Annotated in this window: 16 protein-coding genes and 4 pseudogenes; 9 read left to right on the top strand and 11 right to left on the bottom strand. The window is 61.0% G+C overall.

What is annotated here, in order from left to right; genetic code table 11:
- The first annotated feature begins 330 nt into the window (after positions 1 to 330).
- The 3 genes from ACS5NL_RS16285 (at position 331) to ACS5NL_RS16275 (ending at position 2,322) form a co-directional block, all read left to right on the top strand.
- Positions 331 to 495 (top strand): AlpA family phage regulatory protein, encoded by a 165-nt coding sequence (locus ACS5NL_RS16285; protein WP_439355112.1) that lies wholly within the window; start codon positions 331 to 333, stop codon positions 493 to 495.
- 23 nt (positions 496 to 518) lie between these two features.
- The gene (locus tag ACS5NL_RS16280) at positions 519 to 893 is read left to right on the top strand and encodes a hypothetical protein (RefSeq protein WP_439354977.1); all 375 of its coding nucleotides are present in this window, start codon (positions 519 to 521) and stop codon (positions 891 to 893) included.
- A 421-nt stretch (positions 894 to 1,314) separates the two neighbouring features.
- The gene (locus tag ACS5NL_RS16275; RefSeq protein ID WP_439354976.1) at positions 1,315 to 2,322 is read left to right on the top strand and encodes an HTH-type transcriptional regulator ArgP; all 1,008 of its coding nucleotides are present in this window, start codon (positions 1,315 to 1,317) and stop codon (positions 2,320 to 2,322) included.
- On the opposite strand, the gene ACS5NL_RS16270 is transcribed toward ACS5NL_RS16275, so the two are convergent.
- A complete protein-coding gene (locus ACS5NL_RS16270) occupies positions 2,254 to 3,510 on the bottom strand; it encodes a hypothetical protein (RefSeq protein WP_439354975.1) in 1,257 nt (418 codons plus the stop codon). The two genes, ACS5NL_RS16275 and ACS5NL_RS16270, sit on opposite strands and share 69 nt — an antisense overlap.
- Positions 3,510 to 4,454: a fatty acid desaturase family protein gene (locus tag ACS5NL_RS16265; protein WP_439354974.1), complete on the bottom strand. Its 945-nt coding sequence runs from the start codon at positions 4,452 to 4,454 to the stop codon at positions 3,510 to 3,512. The genes ACS5NL_RS16270 and ACS5NL_RS16265 overlap by 1 nt, the downstream gene beginning before the upstream one ends.
- A 266-nt stretch (positions 4,455 to 4,720) precedes the next feature.
- Between ACS5NL_RS16265 and ACS5NL_RS16260 the strand changes: the two genes are divergently transcribed.
- The 3 genes from ACS5NL_RS16260 to ACS5NL_RS16250 all read left to right on the top strand — a co-directional run bounded on the left by ACS5NL_RS16260 (position 4,721) and on the right by ACS5NL_RS16250 (position 6,529).
- Complete coding sequence (locus ACS5NL_RS16260) at positions 4,721 to 5,134, top strand: ACT domain-containing protein (protein ID WP_439354973.1); 414 nt, start codon at positions 4,721 to 4,723, stop codon at positions 5,132 to 5,134.
- A gap of 200 nt (positions 5,135 to 5,334) precedes the next feature.
- The gene (locus tag ACS5NL_RS16255; protein WP_439354972.1) at positions 5,335 to 5,772 is read left to right on the top strand and encodes a hypothetical protein; all 438 of its coding nucleotides are present in this window, start codon (positions 5,335 to 5,337) and stop codon (positions 5,770 to 5,772) included.
- A gap of 34 nt (positions 5,773 to 5,806) precedes the next feature.
- On the top strand, positions 5,807 to 6,529 hold the full coding sequence (locus ACS5NL_RS16250; protein WP_439354971.1) for a helix-turn-helix transcriptional regulator: 723 nt from the start codon (positions 5,807 to 5,809) through the stop codon (positions 6,527 to 6,529).
- A gap of 110 nt (positions 6,530 to 6,639) precedes the next feature.
- Here the strand turns inward: ACS5NL_RS16250 and ACS5NL_RS16245 are convergent, their stop codons facing one another.
- The 7 genes and pseudogenes from ACS5NL_RS16245 to ACS5NL_RS16215 form a co-directional block, all read right to left on the bottom strand.
- Positions 6,640 to 7,941 carry a L,D-transpeptidase family protein gene (locus ACS5NL_RS16245; protein WP_439354970.1) on the bottom strand — a complete coding sequence of 434 codons (1,302 nt, stop codon included), beginning with the start codon at positions 7,939 to 7,941 and terminating at the stop codon, positions 6,640 to 6,642.
- Positions 7,938 to 9,266, bottom strand: coding sequence for a peptidoglycan DD-metalloendopeptidase family protein (locus tag ACS5NL_RS16240; RefSeq protein ID WP_439354968.1), 1,329 nt, complete (start codon positions 9,264 to 9,266; stop codon positions 7,938 to 7,940). Before ACS5NL_RS16240 ends, ACS5NL_RS16245 begins: the two co-directional genes overlap by 4 nt.
- Before the next feature lie 39 nt (positions 9,267 to 9,305).
- Positions 9,306 to 9,944 (bottom strand): SCO family protein, encoded by a 639-nt coding sequence (locus ACS5NL_RS16235; protein ID WP_439354967.1) that lies wholly within the window; start codon positions 9,942 to 9,944, stop codon positions 9,306 to 9,308.
- Position 9,945: 1 nt separating this feature from the next.
- Positions 9,946 to 10,638 carry a DsbA family protein gene (locus ACS5NL_RS16230; RefSeq protein WP_439354966.1) on the bottom strand — a complete coding sequence of 231 codons (693 nt, stop codon included), beginning with the start codon at positions 10,636 to 10,638 and terminating at the stop codon, positions 9,946 to 9,948.
- Positions 10,635 to 11,051, bottom strand: a complete 417-nt coding sequence (locus ACS5NL_RS16225) for a disulfide bond formation protein B (protein WP_439354964.1) — start codon at positions 11,049 to 11,051, stop codon at positions 10,635 to 10,637. The genes ACS5NL_RS16230 and ACS5NL_RS16225 overlap by 4 nt, the downstream gene beginning before the upstream one ends.
- A pseudogene (locus ACS5NL_RS16220) lies at positions 11,048 to 11,200 on the bottom strand (signal peptidase II); the annotation flags it as partial. The pseudogene ACS5NL_RS16220 and the gene ACS5NL_RS16225, both read right to left, overlap by 4 nt.
- 142 nt (positions 11,201 to 11,342) lie before the next feature.
- Positions 11,343 to 12,101, bottom strand: a pseudogene (locus ACS5NL_RS16215) (Tn3 family transposase); the annotation flags it as partial.
- On the opposite strand from ACS5NL_RS16215, the pseudogene ACS5NL_RS16210 reads away from it, so the two are divergent.
- Positions 12,102 to 12,362 (top strand): annotated as a pseudogene (locus tag ACS5NL_RS16210) (SAM-dependent methyltransferase); the annotation flags it as partial.
- Positions 12,363 to 12,366: 4 nt separating this feature from the next.
- Here ACS5NL_RS16210 and ACS5NL_RS16205 read toward each other — a convergent pair.
- Positions 12,367 to 12,957: a hypothetical protein gene (locus ACS5NL_RS16205; protein WP_008648775.1), complete on the bottom strand. Its 591-nt coding sequence runs from the start codon at positions 12,955 to 12,957 to the stop codon at positions 12,367 to 12,369.
- Complete coding sequence (locus ACS5NL_RS16200; protein ID WP_439354963.1) at positions 12,954 to 14,183, bottom strand: sterol desaturase family protein; 1,230 nt, start codon at positions 14,181 to 14,183, stop codon at positions 12,954 to 12,956. The genes ACS5NL_RS16205 and ACS5NL_RS16200 overlap by 4 nt, the downstream gene beginning before the upstream one ends.
- Before the next feature lie 72 nt (positions 14,184 to 14,255).
- Between ACS5NL_RS16200 and ACS5NL_RS16195 the strand changes: the two genes are divergently transcribed.
- Positions 14,256 to 15,500, top strand: a complete 1,245-nt coding sequence (locus tag ACS5NL_RS16195) for a BaiN/RdsA family NAD(P)/FAD-dependent oxidoreductase (RefSeq protein ID WP_008648772.1) — start codon at positions 14,256 to 14,258, stop codon at positions 15,498 to 15,500.
- A gap of 238 nt (positions 15,501 to 15,738) precedes the next feature.
- A pseudogene (rpsU, locus tag ACS5NL_RS16190) lies at positions 15,739 to 15,819 on the top strand (30S ribosomal protein S21); the annotation flags it as partial.
- Positions 15,820 to 16,014 lie beyond the last annotated feature (195 nt).

The following is a 16,014-nucleotide window of genomic DNA, read 5'->3' as shown; positions in this document are numbered from 1 at the left end:
TCTCAGTCATTGACGGTTCGCCGCAGCGATTTGAATACGAAAGTGGCATTTTCTGTAGCGCGATGACGGTATCGGGTGCTCTTTCCAGAGGGAGAAGACGGTACTCCAGAGTGGATTGACGGTATCACAACCTTCCTTGCCCAGGAATCGCTCGGCTCGCACTGACAGGTGGATACCGATGCACGATTTAGGACTGAATCCAGCAAGGCGACTGAAGCCTATTGGTCTCACAGTGAAGGCGTTACTTCAACCGGGAGACACGTCGTGCAGCTCCTCCACGTCCATCACTCTGCGGATCATATCGACCCACCAGCAGCCGTGCTCCTGCGCATGCGCACGGTGATGAAGATCACGGGTCTTGGTCGCTCAACGATCTATCGCTTGATGGCGAGCCATGAGTTTCCCAGTCCGGTGCGGCTTGCTGCGCGCGCCATTGCGTGGCGAAGCACTGATATTGATTCTTGGAGTCAGACTCGGCCCACCGTGCCCCATTGACCAATTCGAAATGGGATCAAGACATGGGCCTGATTCACGAGCCGAACACTACACAGTGGAGCCCAGGTGATCTGGTCATCCACGATTCCGACGCCAAGCGCGCCGACATGCTCATGATCATTCTGGAGCGCGATGCCACTGGCATCTTTCGCACCCGATACGCATTCCCTTGGGCACAGCCCAGACCTTGGCGCCGGAAGATCTGGCGCAACACATTGGAGTGGCTTCACGATCCTGCGCGTTTTGGGATCATCGTTCCACGTCTGGCTATGTCTTCAAGCGAGCATTTTCAATACCGCCCCCAACATCATCAGTCCGAGAACTACCCCACCCCATCGCCAGGTGCTGAAGCGGTAACGGTGGTTCAGCCAGATGGCTCGACGAAGCCGGAAAACTGACAGCAAAAGAACTGCCGCTATCAACACTGGGCCGACGATCCCAAGTTGCAGGTTCGAAAGGGAAATCAGGAGAACGGCGGCCACGGGCCAGGCCAGAGCGTCCAAAGCAGCAAGACTCCTCCTGCCCGACCATTGGGGGGCATCTTGTCTAGGTTCGTGAGCAACCAGCAGCCACATAGGTCATCTCCGTTTTTGCCATTTCGAGGGTGCCACATTCCTCCAAGCGATTCAGTCCGCACGGCAACCATGTGTAATTTCTGTCTTGCAGAAATCTGTCTCACCTCCTTGAATTGCAAATTATCGATACCGCCTGTAACTCCTCGGAAGCGATTGACACCCGAAAACTATCGACACATTTCTCGATTGACCAATTAAATAGCGCAGGTTGGCAACCGCGTCAGCCAGACATCGGGAGATACCCATGCTGGATCGTGATCAGTTGGAAACTTTTGCGGTGGTGATTGAGCAGCAGAGCTTTGAAAAGGCAGCAACTGCATTGAGCATCACGCGGGGTGCCGTATCTCAGCGCATCAAGGCATTGGAAGAATCGTTGTCCACGGTACTCGTGCTTCGTGAACGGCCCGTATCACCGACTCCTGCGGGTGAAGTTCTGCTGCGGCACGTGAAGGCACTAAGAGTCATGGAAGGGTCTGCCCTGCAGGCTCTGGCGCCTCAGCCAAAACTCCACGCCCCTGTTCCGCTGTCCATTGCAGTGAATGCAGACTCCTTGGCCACTTGGTTTCCGGAGGTCTTAAAAGAACTGCTGTTGAGCCAGTTGGTTGCGTTGGAGGTGGTTGCTGATGACCAGGATCACACATCACAGCTGCTATCCCGTGGCGAAGTCATCGGGTGCATCTCCACAAGTGCGAAAGCGGCAGACGGTTTCGCTGCCGAATGTCTGGGTGCCATGGAGTACCGCTGCTACGCGACGCCTGAATTCGCGGCACGAGCCTTCCCAGACGGATTGACCGTGCCTGCGGTTCTCGCCGCACCCGCAGTCCTCTTCAATCGAAAAGACTCCCTGCATGACGACTTCCTGAAAAGCCGGTTCGGGTTTTCGATTGATCGGTACGCAAAACACTTTTTGCCTTCCCCTGTGGCCTTGCTCGAGGGTGTGGCGATGGGGGCAGGTTATGGACTGATCCCAAGCACTCAGGCCCAACCTCTGGTCGAAAGCGGACGGCTCCTGGATCTGTGTCCCAACCACAGCGTCATGGTCGATCTGTACTGGCACCACTGGGAACTCGAACCGCCATTGGCCCACGACGTCACTGCGTTGATCGTCAAGGTGGCTCACCGAGAACTGGTTACAAGCGAAGTCGAGACGCCGGTGGTGATAGCTGGGCCGGGCGACTCAGCATCAAGACTTCGTCACGTCAACCCTGTGGTGACCGACCACAATGCCAAAGCCGACTGCAACACTCAGTGATGCAGCAAGACCGGCAACCAGCGAGAGGGCGTCAGCCTGCGGTGCAAAAAGGCCAAACCAACTGGCCACATAAACGCATCCAGACACGACAAGCCCCGTGACCATGGTGGCCCTGGCACGTTGAGGGGTCAGACTGATGTCTGACAGCAGGGCAATGAAGCAGACGCCGACGCTGGCCAGGTAAATGATGTTGACCGACACCATGGTCTCGACGATGCCCTGGTCCCGTGAGGCAAGCGCAGCCCCGATGATGAGGGCTGCGGACGAGACAAGCCTTGGCCGACTGACACCTGACTGAGTCGTGCTCATCGCAGAGGTCATCGCCCGCAGAATCGCCGCCCCCGAACCCAACGCTGCAAGGGACAGGGCCACCAACATGGCAGCCCCCAGTCCCCACGCAAGATTGCCCACAGCTTGAGACAACACCCACGGAATGACCTGTTTGCGGTCTGGCATGTTCACCAGCGCACCGCTTGATTGCATTGCTGTCACAACAGCTGCCGGCAAAAGCCCAATGAGAATCAGCGCGAGTCCAGCCATGGTGCATCCGACCATAGCGCTCCGGGCCGTTCGACCGGACATCACAAACTGGTGGTAGTCGGCTCCTGTGACGACCAGAAGGCCAACAGCGAGCGACATGGAGCCCAGTTGGGTCGGACTGAAGGTATCCAGATCCTGCACAAACCTAGGCACTGCCTCCCGGTAGAGTGCCACTCCGTCTGCCGCAACAAGGGTGTACACAAGAACCACTCCGCTCAACAGGAGGCATCCGGCGAACACACTCGACGCGATGCGAAGACTCATTTGAGCCGCGGCGTAGATCAGGCTCAGTACGATGAACAGTCCATACGGATCGGGCACTCCCAGCAAGCGAGCAACAGCCACACCGCCATGAATCTGTGCGGCGAGCACACCCGCCATCCACACCACAGACAGCGCCGCAACCAAACCGCGCAGTTGCAGGCCGTAAGCCCGCCCAAACAAGTCCCACACGGTCAAACCAGACCTCCACAAAGGCTGTGCCACCAGCGCGAGTGCGAGCATGCCGAACCCAGTGGCCATGCCGTAGATGCTTCCTGCCATCCCGTGTGTCAGGGCCAGTTCTCCAGAGCCGAACAAAAAGCCGATGCCGTAGCTGGCCGACACCAGCAACGCCGCGATCTGGAAGCTGTTCAGGACGCGATTCATCACGTTGCTGCCCTGCTCTGCCACTCGGTCGTCACTGCATCCGCTGAGCCGAAGTAGGCGCGGCAGATGTGTGATCGATTTTCGAAAAGAGTCAACTGACTCAGCAGTGTGTGAGCTTCCGGAAGTCGGTAGTACGGAACTGCTGGCAACAGATGATGGGTGAGGTGGTAGCCGTTGTTGCGCGGATGAATGGTCCAGCGCCAGGGTCCGTGACAGACCATGTCACGGGTGAAGCCAAACACCCCACCTGGCTGCAGCCCAAAGTGATCGCACATCTCGCGAAAGGTGGTGATGCAGTGAAAAAGCGTGGCCCGCGAGAGCAACCACAGCGCTACAAAAGCCAACGCAAAATCGCCACCACCCAACATGACCAGCCCTCCGACGAAGCTCGCCCACCATCCCATGATGAAGGCCCTGCTCCGCAAAGTAACCTCCTTCGCGAGCAAATGACCGCCCAGTGAGCCTAGCCAGGTGGGCCACGACAGCAAGCACCTAGCGTAGCTAACTACCCAGAAAGATGGCAGATGATCCTGCCCTGGTATCAGGTCAGGGTCACCTTGCTTGCGGCCCAACTCCAGGTGGTGCTGGAAATGTGTTTCCCGATATCGGGAGATGCTGGCGAACAGCAGTGGCGCCACCAGTGCACGAGCGACAAGATCGTTCCGATCCTTCTCTCGCCAGATGTTCCGATGACCCGCGTCGTGCAGGATGTTACCCAGTGCCCTTTGCCGATTGGAGATCACCAGCACGGACAACGGCACAAGCACTGCATCGAGCCACACGACAGCAGCAACGGCGCCCAGGATCAGCGCCCAATCGAATGCAATATCGAGCAGCACTTGCCCAGGTCGCAGCTTGAACAACTCGCTGTACGCACTACCCTGCTGCCTCAGCTGGCTGCGAAGATCGGCCATGTCCGCGAGGACTTCGGAAGTCGGTGCCATAAGGACACTCCTTCTCACTGTGCTTTGCCGTGTGGTGCCCGGCGGTCAAAGCAGTGGATGGCGGGGTTTTGTTCCGGGCTGCGCCAGACGGTAGCAGCAGATCCCGGTTGAGCGCCGATGTTTAGGAACTTTGGCGTCGCGTCAATTCAGCTAAACCGACTCATTCAGCGACGTACATGCGCACTTGTGCACGCACCGAACGAACACCAGCCGCCCATAATCAATGCCGAAGACCAACACCATTGCCCTGTGCAGGAGGACATCGGATGAGCGGAGAAAAAGACCAAGTTCGGCTGCAGCAAATGATGGCTCCTGACCTTCGGCCAGAGACCTACGTCTACTGCACTTTCCAGGATCATCGACTCCCTGATGACTTCTCTCCCATCTGCACCTTCAGGGAGTCAGAAGGCTTGACGGCCATCGTGGAACGCTCTCAGGCCATTCGGGCCAAGGTGCCCCACATCTTCGAAGCCAAACTTATCACGCTCACCGTGCACTCGTCGCTGGAGGCCATCGGCTTCCTGGCCATGATCTCCTCTGCCTTGGCCAAAGCGGGCATCCCCTGCAACGCGGTCGCAGCCTTCCACCACGATCACCTGTTCATCCCAGTGGACCGAGCCGACGATGCGTTTTTGTTGCTTGAGTCTTTGAGCCAAAGCAGCGCACCAGCAGTGATTTGACGATCAGCGTGCGACAGGTCTTTCGTCGTTTAGCGCGACTGACCCTGCTGAAGATTTGGTCGCCCTGACCGGATTTCTTTTGACATCGCGCGTTGCGCTTGTCTACCCTCCCCCTATCCAGTCAGTTGAGACTTGATACGTGGGTCACGCAGTGCCAGCACTGCGTGACCTGTCGGTCAACCCGATCTGTAGGAGTGGGGATGAGCAACCTTCAGACTCCCGTGGTGATGCAGTCAGCACGCGCCGTGTTGGCTCGACCCTCGGTCAAACGCCGCATAGACCCTATCGACGAGCCTGCTCGCCCTTTGGGCTCAAAGCGTTCGGCGCTTGTCGTCAAACGCGCTGACTCGGCTGCGTTGACTGCAGCGCAGAAAACTGCACTTGCTGCGACGGGCGACTCGTTTCTGGTCTCAGCCGATGGCGCTGTGACCTTCCTGCTGCGCACTACAAACTTCGGTCTGCTGATGGAGCGCACCCAACGTCAGGGTGCGGGTATCCGACTGGTACAGACGATGGTGTTTCGTGACGTGAAGAGCTTCGAGTTCTGGTGTGCGGTTGAGCCCCTGCGGTTTGGAGATGGGCTGCTGTTCAGCAAGCTGGTGCGCGAAGGTCATGAAGCATTCACTGCCAGGTGCTGAATCCAACAGGCACGCTTTGCACGGGTGCGACAGCATGGACGATGTGCGCGTTTTACAGCTGCTACCTCTCATCGCAGACGTCAGCTCTTCTGGCGAAGTGCTATGGCTCTTTCACGAGGTTGTTGCCGGCCTGGGTGCCGACGAGGGCGTCTTCCTGAGCTGCCTCCGGGATGATGCAACCCGAACCTCCTTTCGGTCTATGTGGGCGTGCGACCCGGCATGGGCGGCGGAATACGCGTCGCACCGTTGGTTCGAACACGACCCCTGGTTGCGGTATGCATCGAGCAATGCGGAACCCATCCGTTCCAGCGAATTGGCCTGCTCATCAAATGAAGAAGTCGACTTCACCCACGCAGCGGCACAGCATGGCTTCACCTCCGCCCTGATTGCACCTGCTCCCAGCCCCGTTGGCCTCTCCCGGGTGGGAGTCCTGTGCCTCGGATCAGTGGACCCCAGTAGGTTTGACCGCGAAAATTTCCCCATGGTGCGCGTGCTGGCACGCGCGCTCGCCATGGAGTTGCATCATTGGATCGCGATATCCATGCGCGAAGAGCTGCTTCAAGGGGTGCGCCTCACAGACGCCGACCTGCAACTCCTGCACCACGAGGCCGCCGGTCACAGCAGCAAGGTCATCGGCGCGGCCATGAATCTGGAAGCCAAAACCATCGACTGCCGGTTCCAGCGGCTCAATGCCAAATTGGGAGCGCCTGATCGGCGCACTGCAGTGCGTATCGCGCGCCTCTATGGAATCCTGTAGTGCAGCGCATGTCCTTGGTCATCGCACTTCGCGCGTGGACCGAGGTCCTTTGCAACAAAGTAGGGCGCATAGTGCTTTTAATAGGGGTTGAATGATACTTAAAGGGCCACTCAGACCACTCCATCGAAAAACAGGCGCCAGCGCCCTTGCTCCCGTGCCCAGTATTGGCGACGGTCAGCGCTGCGTGATGGCTTCGTGCTCACCGCTGTGTAGTTGACGATGGCCACCTCGGCCCCTCGCTTCCAGCGAAAGACGGAAACTTGGCGCCACTCGGAATGCGGATCTGGTTCGCCGTTGGCACGCAGGGGCTCGGCGGCCAGGGACACCTTGCGCAGCGGATTGCCGGCGCGCGCATTGAAGTCCGCCGTTTGCAGGGCCAGCAAGGCACGCGCATCGCCGCGGGCACGAGCCTCTTGCCATTGGGTGAGCAGAGCGTCGAAGCTGCGACGTTCGGCCGCCTGGTCAATGGGACGCACCCAGTTCACCTCGTCCGCAATGATCACCGGCGTGCGCCGCGTTTGCAGCACTTCCATGAGGTAGGCCATGTCGTCGTTGGCCAGGGCGACGCAACCCTCTGTGGCGTAGGGGCTGCGCGAGTAGGTGGCGCGCGGCACGCCGTGCAACCAGATGCCGCTGCCGGTGCGCCCCAGGCGGCGGTCGTGCTCATTGGGGTAGTTCAGCGGCAGCGCGCCAATGCCGTACAGCTCTTCAACCTGCTGATCGTCCAGACGGCTGGTGATGAAGTACACGCCCAGCGGGGTGCGCAGGTCGCCCTCGACCCGCTTGTCAAAACCGGCCCGCCCGACAGAGGCGTAGAAGCTGCGAATCAGCTGCAGACCGCTGGCCTGTTGTTCAAAGACATAGACCCTGGAATGGCTGGCGTCCACCACCACCACATGCCGGACATTGGGTGCCAACTGCAGCAACTGTTCGGGCACGGTGCCGGGCGGGGGCATTTCGCTGAGCGAGTTCAGGCGCCGGTTGGCCTCGGCGCGCAGTTTCTGCAGTTGCTCCCGGACCGCCGGGGGACCATCGGTCGCCGTGGAGAGGCCTGGGAATGAACCGCTGCGGGCGAGCAGCAGGTCTGCGTAGACAAGCTGGCCCAGCTGGAAACCCGGCACATCCCGCACCAGCGACGCTGCCAGCGGCAGGGCCTGCCGATCCCCCTCCGCAATGGCGCGGTAGACCGCAATTAGGCGCGCCTCGGGTGAAGAGCGCAGAGACCCGGTCAGCACAGCTTCGCCATTCAACGGGCTGCGAGCAGGTTGGCCGCTGGCCTGGGCGAACGGAAACAGCAGCGAGGTGGTCGCCAATGCAGAACCTGCAAGCAGCGCTCGACGGGTGGGGGACGAATCGGAAGTCAGCGTCACGTATCGGGCGATCAGGGAAGAGGAATCGCGTTTTCGAATCATTGCGCGCTGGCCAAGGCGACCGAGGCGGCCACACCGAGTTGATCTCGCATGGCCTTGGCCGCCTGTTTGAAGGCAGGCAAGCTGGCCACCACGGCCGTCGAAGATGCGGGCGCACTGGTGATGGTGGCCGGGTTGGTGTGAATGCCTCTGAGCAGGTATTCAAAGTGCAGATTCGGACCCGTCGCCGTTCCGGTGGAGCCGACCGTGCCGATGATCTGACCTTGCTGCACGCGTTGGCCCACCCGGACATCGATGCGACCCAGGTGCGCGTAGGCGGTGGCGGCCTTGTCGGGGTGCTGGATCACGACGTAATTGCCATACCCGCCCTGGCGCCCTGCGAAGCTCACCACGCCGTCGGCCACGGTTCGAATCGGGGTTCCGGCTGGAGCGCCGTAGTCTGTGCCCTTGTGGGCTTTCTGCCCCCCAAACACCGGGTGGATGCGAGGCCCGTAGGAGCTGGTGACCCTTGAAAACGCCAGGGGTGAGGCCAGGTAGGCACGACGCTGGCTCGCTCCATCGAGGCTGACGAACTCGCCGTTCTGGCCAGCCTGCTGGAACCACATGGCCTGGTGCGTGTCCTTGCCGTTCTGAATCTCGGCGCCCAGCAACTGGCCCGTGAACAGGATTTCACCATCCAGCTCGAACGCCTCATACACAAGGCTGACACGCGCACCGCGCTTCAAGTCGCGCTGGAAATCGATGTCCCCGGAAAAGGCCTCGACCGTCTGCGCAGCGACGGCATCCGGAATGCCGGCCTGGTCGGTGGACGCATAGAACGATGAGCGGATGGTCAGCGAACCGAATTGCTCCAGGCGCCGTGGCGTCGGCTGTTCGAGCCGGGATCCGTAGCCACTTTCTTGTTGCTCCACCACCAGCCGGCTGACGCGCTGGCTGCTCGTGTCCACCCAGCGCACAGACAGGGTCTTCAAGCGCCCTTGCGGCGTTCGGGTGACCGACGCCAGTTTGCCGGACGCACCGGTCAACAACAGGCGCGATGTGGCGTCGTGCGCGAGAAAGGTCTGTGCCTCGCGGTCATCGACACCCAGCCGCTTGAGCAGGGCCTGAAGGGAGTCGTCGCGGCGGGTGAGCTGCGATTGGTGGATCAGAAACTCGGGGTTCGATGCCGACAGTTCAGACACCGCCAGTGGCGCATCCATGGTCTCCACCACTTGCCGGACAGGCCACTGCGCCGCATCTGGCAAGGCTGGGGAGACACCAAAGGCCACCACGCCCGTGCCCAGCATCAAGGTGCCCAAGACCGCCAGCACGGGCCGCCGGTGGTGTCGGATCAGTGTCGTCAAACGGAGCATGTTGGTGGGGTGCATGTCAGGTCATTCGATGTCTTGACCAGGGCTTGAAACGCCTCAGGCCTTGGTCAAAAGAATCTGGATGTCCGACGCGATCGTGGCGGCGTCGGTTCCATAGGCGGAGAACAAGCGCACCCGGCCCTCGGTGTCGAAGATGTACTTTCCGGCCGAGTGGTCCATGGTGTAGGACGTTGGCGTCGATCCGGGGACCTTCTTGTAGTAGATCTTGAAGGCCGCTGCGACGTCTTTGAGTTCGTCGGGCTCGGGCCGCAGCGCGATGAAGCCCGGGTCGAAGCTCGCCATGTATTCCTTGAGCAGTGCCTGGGTGTCACGCTCGGGGTCCACCGTGATAAAGAGCACCTGAAGCCGCTCACCCTGGTCACCCAGCAGGCGCTTGACCTCGGCCATGGTTGTCATGGAGGTCGGGCAGACATCCGGACACTGCGTGAAACCGAAGAAGGTGACCACGATCTTGCCCTTGAAGTCCGCCAGCGTCCTCAGCTTGCCGTGGTGGTCCTTGAGCTGGAAATCCTGGGCAAAGGTGGCGCCAGTCACATCGGTGCTTTTGAACGGCGTGACCTCGGGCGAGCAGGCCATCAGCAAAGGCACGCCCGCCACACTGGCGAGCGCCACCTGCACAAAGCGTCGACGGCCCATGGACGGGTGGCCTGGGATGGAAGAAATACGCGGGTTCATGTCACTTCCTGGCTTTGGTCACTTCTTCGGCCACGAGTGACAGCAGTTGCTGGTCACCGAAGGATGGCAGACCGCGACCATTGACAAAGAACGTGGGCGTCTTGGTCACTTCCAGTGCGGTCAGGTCTTCGATGTCTTGTTTCAGCACTGCAGCGATGTCCGAGCCCTGGGCGTCGGCCTGCGCCTTGGCAATGTCCAGGCCGGCTTCCTGTGCCGCCCGGAATGCCAGCTCGATGTTGGGTTTGCCGTGGTCGGCCCACTGCGGCTGGGTGGCCAGAATCATCTCCAGCACGGGCTGGTACTTGCTCTGGCGCTTGGCCGCTTCGAGCAGTTTGACCACCTGATCAGAGCCGGCATGGAACGGGGCGTAGCGGATCACCAAGCGCACATCGTTCGGATACTGCTTGAGGATGTCCTTGACGATGGGATAGAACGCCCGGCAGGTCTCGCACGCGGGGTCAAAGAACTCGACGATGGTGACCGGCGCATTGCTGGGGCCAAAGACCGGTGAATGGAAGCGAACCAGCCGGTTGTCCGTCTGGCTGGCGGGTTCGCTGCCGGCCTGCTGGACCACCTGGCTGACTTTTTCGGCCTGCGAGTTCTGCACCCGCTTTTGGTAGGCGTTCATGCCGAGGAAGAAGAACACCAGGACGATGGCGACCAGGGCGACGACGGTGATTTTTTTGGAATTCATCGGGAGGACTTTCTGAGGTGGACGATGAGAAGGAATGCCAGCGCCATGAACGCGGCCAGCGACAGCCAGGGGATCTGGACGCCGTTGAGGATTTCGAGCTTTTGGTCAGCGCAGGACACCCCGGCGCTGCAAGGTACCCAGGCCTTGGGAATCAGGCCAGCCACCAGCAGGGTGTGGTACCCGGCCATGGCCAGCCCGCCCAGTGCCAGCGCAAGGCCGTAGACGGCGCCCCGACGGTCATCGGCGAAGCAGGCGATCCCGAGAATGATGGCGAGGGGAAACATGAAGATGCGCTGGTACCAGCAAAGGACGCAGGGCGTCATGCCCATCACCTCACCGAGAAACAGCGCACCTAGGGTGGCTGTAGTGGCCACCAGCCAGGCCAGCAGCAGCAAGGTCCAGGGCCGGGTCATGACGGGCTCTCCGAGGAGGCGACGGGCGGGCGAAAGGACATCAGAATCCAGGCGCCCGCCGCCAGCACGATGAACACATCGGCCAGGTTGAAGGCCGGCCAGTGCAGACCGCGCCAGTGCAGATCAAGAAAGTCGGTGACCGCGCCGCGGGGTCTCCTCGTTTTCAGTGCAATAAGTGACGGTACGAAAAGCTAGCACTGGCGCGGAGGTGGTGTTGGTAGATCGTTGATTTCATTGACTTTCCTGTTCACTTTCAAATCTGCGATTCGTGGCGTCAAACCGTGGTCGGTTTCATCCATTGGTGCCAGTTATCGATGCATTTGGCCGCGAAGGCAGGATTTGGTCAGCATAGCGGTCAACCGGGAAGCGAAACACACCCCGCAAGTTGATGCTCTCCAGCCTGGTGGGCGCAATCTTCCCGATCAGTTCCGGTGGAATGACCTGGCGGCGGTTCGACCAGCGATCCAGGACCGCCTGCATCTGTGAGGTATTCCACGCCATCACGATGTTGGCCATCAGGCTCAACGCATCGGCCACAGCCTGCATTTCATCGACACGTTTGGCCTGCGCCGGGCTGATCCGGCCGGTATAAATGGCGCGCTTGAGGGCGTTAACAGCCTCGCCCCGATTGAGCACCCGGCGCAACTCGTTCCTGAAAGCGTCCTTGACAAAGTAGTCAGCCAAAAACGCCGTACGCAGCAACCGCCCCAATTGCACGCCAGCCTCATAGATTGGATCGCCCTGGGCGGCAGAACCGAACCGCGCAAGAGCTGCCACCGCACTGGCATGTCCGCTCATGACCGAGGCTGCCAGGTGCACCAGACTATCCCAATGCTTTTCGATCAAAGCGACGTCGACATTGGCTTCGCACACCGCAGCGATTTCTGCGGGCACTTTGGTGCCGCGTGGCACAAAGAGGTGGCGCTGTTTGAGTTCCTTCAACCGCGGGCAAAGATCAAAACCAAGCAAACGGGCATGTGACATGGCAAAGTCGGTGTAGCCATGGGTATCCACAGCAAGCTGGCTGGTCTCCAGCTTTTCTTGGCGGACATGGGTGTGAGCGGTGCCGCCCACATCCAGGACGAACTGCTGTACGGCCTGCCCGACACCACCCCCGTGGCCATCGTGCACAACGCCAGCCTGCCCACGCAGCGCCATGCAGTCTGCACACTGGGCGAGCTGCAGACCACCATCGCCCGGGAAGGCCTGGCCAGCCCCAGCGTCATCGTGGTCGGTGATGTGATGCAGGGCCTGCTGGCCGCAGCCCAGGTCCCCGAACGGGAACCCCTGGGCCAGACGCGCACCGCCTGAGCGTTCAGGCAGCCGCGAGCTGCTGGTTTTGTGGTGTGCGCGTGGCCCCCACCGCCAGCAGCGCCAAGGCCAGCGCCAGGGTGTAGTGCATCAACTGCACGTTGTTAAAGAGTCCCAGGTAGTTGCTGTCGGCCTTGCCAGTAGCCGCCACCACAAAGCTGCCCAACAACGCCAGCGTGCCCGCCAAGCCCCAGGTATTGCGCTGCTGCACCGCCGTCCAGGCAATCACCAGCGCACACACGCCCGGCACCACCTGCGACCAGAGCGCCAGACCGGCCAGCGTCAGCACGATGCCGACGCCCCCCACGACCAGCACAAAACGCCCGACCGCCGCGCCACGTGTGGCCAGCGGCGCATCCGGCCAGCGCAGGCCTGATGCAAGCAACGGAAACGCAGCACAGGCGGCCAGCAGGCTGGTGAAACGGTGCGGCCCCAGCATCTCGGCCCAGCCCGAATAGCGCAGCACACCCAGGCAGGCCGCCAAACCGATCAGGCCGGCAGCCACTGCCACAGCAGGCCGCTGGCGCAGGTGAAACCACAGGATGGCAGCACACACCAGCAGCAGCACCAGATCCGACAAGGCGTCCGGGTTCATGCTGCCACTCCCACCGCGTTGGCAGGGGCAACGGCTTGGCGATTCAGCCAGACCACACTGCCCACACACAACACCAGCAATGCACCCTTGAGCGGCAGCGGCGCCTCAAAGCCAAACCACTGCGGCACGGCGGCGAACGACACACCCAGCGCCAGCAGACGCACCTGCTCCAGCCACTTGCCCCAGACAAAACGCTCAAGCAGCGCCCCCAGCGCCACCGCCGTGACCAGAATGCCCAGCGCGTACACCGCGGCCGTGCCTCTGTCCAGACCCTTGGCCACACCGATGAAATGCGAAACAAAAGGCACCAGCACCGCGTACTGCAGCGCCACGTACCAACGCAGCGGCGCGGGGGTTTGCACATCAAAGCGGGTAAAGGTGCGGGGTTCGAAATGTTCGATGGGTTCGTCGGTCCAGCCGCCCGGTGGCGCCACCCAGACACCCAGCTTGGCGCGCCAGCCTTTTGCCGCACGGGACATCTGCCACAGGTCGGCGTAGTAGTGCAGGTTGCCCTTGATCGGGCTGAAGCTGTGCAGCGGCTTGCGGATGCCGTAGCAAATTTTCTCGTCATCGCGTTCGTCGGCAAAGGTGCCGAACAGACGGTCCCACAGGACCAGGATACCGCCGTAGTTCTTGTCGATGCAGTAGTCGTTCTGGCCGTGGTGCACGCGGTGGTTGCTGGGCGTGACCAGAATGCGGTCCAGCACGCCCATGCGGCCTATCAGTTCGGTATGCACCCAGTACTGGTACAGCAGGTCGATCAGGCCCACGATCACCAGCATCTGCCATGGGATACCGAGCACCGCCAGGGGCAGGTAGAACACCCAGCCGAATAACGCACCGGTAGAGGTCTGCCGCAGTGCGGTAGACAGGTTGTAGTACTCCGAGGAGTGGTGCACCACCTGCGAGGCCCACATGACATTGACCTCATGGCCCATGCGGTGTGCCCAGTAGTAACACAGGTCGTACAGCACCAGGGCCAGAATCCACAGCGGAATACTGCTCATGGACCATTCGGTAAAGCGGTAGGCCTCATACACCGCGATGTAGATGCCCAGCGTGGCGATCTTGGTGAAGGCGTTGGTCACCTGGCTCAACACGCCATGGTGCAGGCTGGTGATGGCGTCGGGAATGTCGTAGACCGCCACACCGCGCCGCCGGGCCACCCAGGCCTCGAGCAGGATGGTGAGCATGAATACGGGTATGGCGTAAACAATGGGATTCATGGTTTTGTCTCTCTCGTTATGCAGCGCCTCTGTATCGGGTACCGTCATCGTTGAAATTCTACACTGCAGCCCATGCAAAGTTTTGATGTTGTGATCGTGGGTGCCGGTGCGGCCGGCCTGTTTTGTGCCGGGGTAGCCGGCCAATTGGGTTTGAAGGTTTTGGTGCTGGACCACAGCGAAAAGGTGGCCGAAAAAATCCGCATCTCGGGCGGTGGCCGTGCCAACTTCACCAACGTGGACGTCACGGCGGCCAACTTCCTGAGCGAGAACCCGCGCTTTGCCAAATCGGCCCTGTCTCGCTTCACCCCGGCCGATTTCGTGGCTTTGGTCAAAAAACACGGCATTGCCTTCCACGAAAAACACAAAGGCCAGCTTTTCTGCGACCGCTCGGCCGAAGACCTGATCGCCATGCTGCTGGCCGAATGCGCGGCCGGCGGCGTGGAACGCTGGCAACCCTGTGGCGTGAAAAATATACGATTTTTAGCCTCCAGCCCTTATGGATCGTGCGCAAGCAGCTATGAAATAGATAGCGACCGTGGCACCATTCAGTGCGGCGCGGTGGTCATCGCCAGCGGCGGCCTGTCCATTCCCAAGATCGGTGCGACGGATTTTGGCTACCGCGTGGCCAAACAGTTCGATCTGCCCGTCGTCACGCCCCGCCCGGCGCTGGTGCCGCTGACCTTTGACGAAGCCGCCTGGGCGCCGTTTTCCCAGCTCTCGGGCCTGTCGCTGCCGGTCAGTATCGAAACCGGTGGCAAGAAGGACAAAACGGCTTTCCTCGAAGACCTGCTGTTCACCCACCGCGGCCTCTCCGGCCCCGGCGTACTGCAAATTTCCAGCTACTGGCAGGAAGGCACGCCTATCCGCCTGAACCTGGCGCCCGGCACCGACATCGCCGCCCACCTGAACCAGGCCAAAGCCACCTCGCGCAAGCTGATTGCCAACGAACTGGCGGGCCTGGTGCCCTCCCGCTTGGCCGACACCTGGGTCGCCCAGGGCGCGGCGCTGGGCCACAACTGGCAGCGCCCCATCAACGAGGCCTCCGACAAGGCGCTGACCGCGCTGGCCGAGCGCCTGACGCGCTGGGAACTCACCCCCACCGGCACCGAGGGCTACCGCAAGGCCGAAGTCACCGCAGGTGGTGTGGACACCAAGGCCTTGTCCAGCCAGACCCTGGAATCGCGCCAGCCGGGCCTGTATTTCATTGGTGAGGTGGTCGATGTGACCGGATGGCTGGGCGGCTATAACTTCCAGTGGGCCTGGGCGAGCGCATTTGCTTGCGCAAAGGCGCTCGCCCAGGCCCTGCGGGCTGCATAGGGTTCCGCCCCGACGCCCTCACTGCCCTATTGATGGGTATGGGCGTCTGCCCCCTCCCGGGGGCTAACTCGCCTTGAGGCGAGTTGCCATTCGCAGAGTTCAGGATATAATCGCGGGCTATTCTGGCAGTCCCCCGTCGGCCAATACTAGTTAAGACGGGGAATACCGCTGAACGTGGCATGTGGGGCTCGATCTCCCCACGTGACTGGCGACAGCACATTTTGGACAACATTACGTAATGACAACCATCCGTGTAAAAGAAAACGAGCCGTTTGACGTCGCTCTGCGTCGCTTCAAGCGCACTATCGAAAAACTGGGTACGGATAGGAAATTCAACCGCATGAGGCCAAGTATGGCACGAGTTTTGGGCCTCGAAACACGTTCGGCCAATGAAGGTTGAGCGCTCGCTTGCCGCTCAATGGCAAGAGCTTGGGAGGCAGTATGCATTTGGGCCTGGCGCGCGCGCAGCTGCTTCCCCGCAGCGATGGATACCGCCGCTTCACTGGGTCACCAA

It is taken from the genome of Hydrogenophaga sedimenti (assembly GCF_051857515.1).
Classification (GTDB): Bacteria; Pseudomonadota; Gammaproteobacteria; order Burkholderiales; family Burkholderiaceae_C; genus Hydrogenophaga.
Note: the sequence above shows the minus strand (reverse complement) of the source record. Positions and strands in the feature narration are given on the sequence as shown.

Bases quoted from the DNA above. Each gene is read 5' to 3' on its own strand.
- ACS5NL_RS16240 (WP_439354968.1), bottom strand. From the start codon at position 9,266: ATGCACCCCACCAACATGCTCCGTTTGACGACACTGATCCGACACCAC.
- ACS5NL_RS16200 (WP_439354963.1), bottom strand. From the start codon at position 14,183: ATGAATCCCATTGTTTACGCCATACCCGTATTCATGCTCACCATCCTG.
- ACS5NL_RS16275 (WP_439354976.1), top strand. From the start codon at position 1,315: ATGCTGGATCGTGATCAGTTGGAAACTTTTGCGGTGGTGATTGAGCAG.
- ACS5NL_RS16195 (WP_008648772.1), top strand. From the start codon at position 14,256: ATGCAAAGTTTTGATGTTGTGATCGTGGGTGCCGGTGCGGCCGGCCTG.
- ACS5NL_RS16230 (WP_439354966.1), bottom strand. From the start codon at position 10,638: ATGAATTCCAAAAAAATCACCGTCGTCGCCCTGGTCGCCATCGTCCTG.
- ACS5NL_RS16255 (WP_439354972.1), top strand. From the start codon at position 5,335: ATGAGCAACCTTCAGACTCCCGTGGTGATGCAGTCAGCACGCGCCGTG.
- ACS5NL_RS16235 (WP_439354967.1), bottom strand. From the start codon at position 9,944: ATGAACCCGCGTATTTCTTCCATCCCAGGCCACCCGTCCATGGGCCGT.
- ACS5NL_RS16285 (WP_439355112.1), top strand. From the start codon at position 331: ATGCGCACGGTGATGAAGATCACGGGTCTTGGTCGCTCAACGATCTAT.
- ACS5NL_RS16250 (WP_439354971.1), top strand. From the start codon at position 5,807: ATGGACGATGTGCGCGTTTTACAGCTGCTACCTCTCATCGCAGACGTC.
- ACS5NL_RS16260 (WP_439354973.1), top strand. From the start codon at position 4,721: ATGAGCGGAGAAAAAGACCAAGTTCGGCTGCAGCAAATGATGGCTCCT.
- ACS5NL_RS16225 (WP_439354964.1), bottom strand. From the start codon at position 11,051: ATGACCCGGCCCTGGACCTTGCTGCTGCTGGCCTGGCTGGTGGCCACT.
- ACS5NL_RS16205 (WP_008648775.1), bottom strand. From the start codon at position 12,957: ATGAACCCGGACGCCTTGTCGGATCTGGTGCTGCTGCTGGTGTGTGCT.
- ACS5NL_RS16245 (WP_439354970.1), bottom strand. From the start codon at position 7,941: ATGATTCGAAAACGCGATTCCTCTTCCCTGATCGCCCGATACGTGACG.
- ACS5NL_RS16280 (WP_439354977.1), top strand. From the start codon at position 519: ATGGGCCTGATTCACGAGCCGAACACTACACAGTGGAGCCCAGGTGAT.
- ACS5NL_RS16270 (WP_439354975.1), bottom strand. From the start codon at position 3,510: ATGAATCGCGTCCTGAACAGCTTCCAGATCGCGGCGTTGCTGGTGTCG.
- ACS5NL_RS16265 (WP_439354974.1), bottom strand. From the start codon at position 4,454: ATGGCACCGACTTCCGAAGTCCTCGCGGACATGGCCGATCTTCGCAGC.